This is a genomic window from Acidobacteriota bacterium (assembly GCA_012517875.1).
Classification (GTDB): Bacteria; Acidobacteriota; JAAYUB01; order JAAYUB01; family JAAYUB01; genus JAAYUB01.
The window spans coordinates 1-2,536 of record JAAYUB010000168.1 but is presented as its reverse complement, the minus strand read 5'-3'; the positions used below and the strand labels follow the sequence as shown (position 1 = coordinate 2,536).

The following is a 2,536-nucleotide window of genomic DNA, read 5'->3' as shown; positions in this document are numbered from 1 at the left end:
GGCCACCCCGGAGCCGTCACCTTCCACACCGACGCCACGATCTACCGCTGCGATCTGTCGGCCGGTCGCGCCGTCGGCCTGCCGGCGGGCGAAGACCGCCGGGTATTCATCTACGTGACGGCCGGCTGCGTCGCGGCCAACGGGATCCGCTTCGGACCCGGCGACCAGGGCCGGATCGATCCGGAGGCGGCCCTGGAGCTTCGGGCCGCCGCCGACAGCGGCTTCGTCCTCATCGACGTGCCCTCGTGCCGGGGCTGGGGCTACGACCGGAACACCCTGTCGGGCGCCCGGGCCTGAACTCGGCCGGATCGTCTCCGGCATCGCGGATCCGAAAGAGGGGGGCTTACATGGGCGGCTGGTCAGGCCGCAGCGGCCAGTCGGCGAAGGGGGCCATCGCGCCCAGTTCGCGGCGCTCCGCCATCATCTGGTTGAACAGCTCGGTGACCCGCGGGTCGAACTGGCTCCCGGCGCCGCGGCGGATTTCGCCCAGGGCGAACTCCAGGGTCTGGCCCTCGCGGTAGGTGCGGTGGCTGATCATGGCGTGGTAGGCGTCGATGACGGCCAGGATGCGGGACTCGATGGGGATCTCTTCCCCCCGGAGCCCGTGCGGGTAGCCGGAACCGTCCCAGCGTTCGTGGTGGTGTTCCACGATCACGGCAATGTGGCGCAGGCTGCTGATGGGCCGCAGAATCCGGGCGCCGATCTCGGCGTGGCGGCGCATGACCTGCTCCTCGTCCGCCGTGAGTTTCCCTTGCTTGAGCAGGATGTGCTCCGGCACGCCGATCTTGCCGATGTCGTGCAGCTTGGCGGCGATGCGGAGCCGCTCCAGCGACTCGTCATCCAGCACCATCAGCCGGCCCAGGGCCACCGCCAGGATGGACGTCTCCAGGGTGTGGTTGCTCGTGTAGTGGTCCTTGGCATCGATGGCCTCGGCCAGGGAATTGATCATCTCCACCGTGGTGAGGCTCTCGTCCACCTCCCGCCGATCGGTGATCTTCTGCAGCACGCCGTCCACCACCTCCGGCCCGGTCCGCAGCGTCCCCTGCCCCATGAACTGCGAGAAGACGTTCAACGCCAGTTTCTTGATGAGCTGGCTCCCCATCAACGAGGCGGTGTCGCCGCCCTGGAAGCGGCTCATGGTCATCGCCTGCTCCGCCGACAGGATCAGGTCGTCCAGGCTCATCCCGTTGATGGGGAAGCAGGAGATGCCCAGCGAGAAGGTGGGCCGGTTCTCGGCGTCGCGCAGCGTCTCCCGCGCCTGCAGACAGAGCCGGCGGGCCAGCTCCAGCGACGGCTCCATCTCGTAGCGGGGGAGCAGGCACAGAAATTTGAATTCTCCCGAGTAGGCCAGCGTGGCCTGCGGCGGGAGCTGCTTCTGGAAGAACGCGCAGATCTTCAGCAGGAAGGCCCGGGGCGAATCGCCGTGGGGCCGCAGGTTGATCCGGTCCGGCCGGTCCAGGCTGGCCATGATCACGGTGAAGCTGTCGCCCACCCGCTTGGACCGCTCCAAGCAGGCCTGCAGCGCCTCCTCGAAGCCGCGCCGGTTGGGCAGGTTGGTGTCGAAATCGACGTAGAGATGGCGCTGGATCCCGGAATAGAGGCGGTTGTTGTGGATGGCCTGGGTGAGGAAGGGCTGGATCTGGTTCAGCCGCTGGACGTGCTGGAACGTCACGCGGTCGCGGCGGGTGTCGGCGACCAGGATGACGTCGCGCGCCGCCTCGCCCGTGTCCACGGGATAATACAGTACCGAGGCGAACAGGCCGTTGTCGGTGACCTGCGTGCGCTCGCCGGCCGACAGGTCGGTCTTGAGCAGGGTGTGGCCGGACTTGGCGCAGCGGGTGAGCCAGGTGTAGGTGTCCAGGTTGCACGTTTCCCGGTCGGGCAGCATCTCGCCGAACGAGCCGGCGAAAGCGTGCCGGCACAACCGCTGGGTGTCCGGCTGGTAGAAGTAGTAGGCTACGCTCTCCACGTGCAGAAAATCCTGCAACAGGGCGGGCAAGTCCCGCCGGAACTGTTCCAGTTCGCCGAGCGCCATGACCCGGAGCAGGAGTTGGGTGGTCTCCTTCTGCTGGAGGACACCCTCGATCCGCGGCAGGAGCGGCGCCGTCTCATCGAGCAGCATCGCCAGCTGGCGGAGGCAGGCATGGAGCAGGAGTCCCGTGTCGGATCGCCCGGAGCGCGCGGCGGCCGCCCCCAGAAAATAGAACCGGTAGCGGCCGGCCTCGAGGCGAAGGAAGCAGCCGCTCAGTTCGTCGGGCAGGCGGATCGGACCGTCGCCCACCACCGCCGCCTGCGGATCGTCCTGCATGAGCCTGCGGAAAACCTCGTGAACCGGCTCCGGATCCTCCGGGGCCACTCGGTCCCAGCCGGCGAACACCGGCTTGATGCCGGTGTTCTCGCCCACCAGGAACAGCCGCAGGACGTCCAGACCGGCGCGCGAGCCGAAGTCCCTGAGAAAGGCCGTCAGCGTGTCGCGCAGGGATAGGGTTTTCAAGTAGACGTGCCGGGCGCGCTGGGCCAGGTGCGCCACGCGCGG

The 2,536-nt window shown here is 68.2% G+C and carries 2 protein-coding genes; one reads left to right on the top strand and one right to left on the bottom strand.

Annotated elements, in window-relative coordinates; genetic code table 11:
* The coding region (locus tag GX414_15910; GenBank protein ID NLI48587.1) for a hypothetical protein at window positions 1–297 on the top strand (297 nt) is incomplete at its 5' end.
* A gap of 46 nt (window positions 298–343) precedes the next feature.
* On the opposite strand, the gene GX414_15905 is transcribed toward GX414_15910, so the two are convergent.
* The coding region (locus GX414_15905; GenBank protein NLI48586.1) for a diguanylate cyclase at window positions 344–2,536 on the bottom strand (2,193 nt) is incomplete at its 5' end.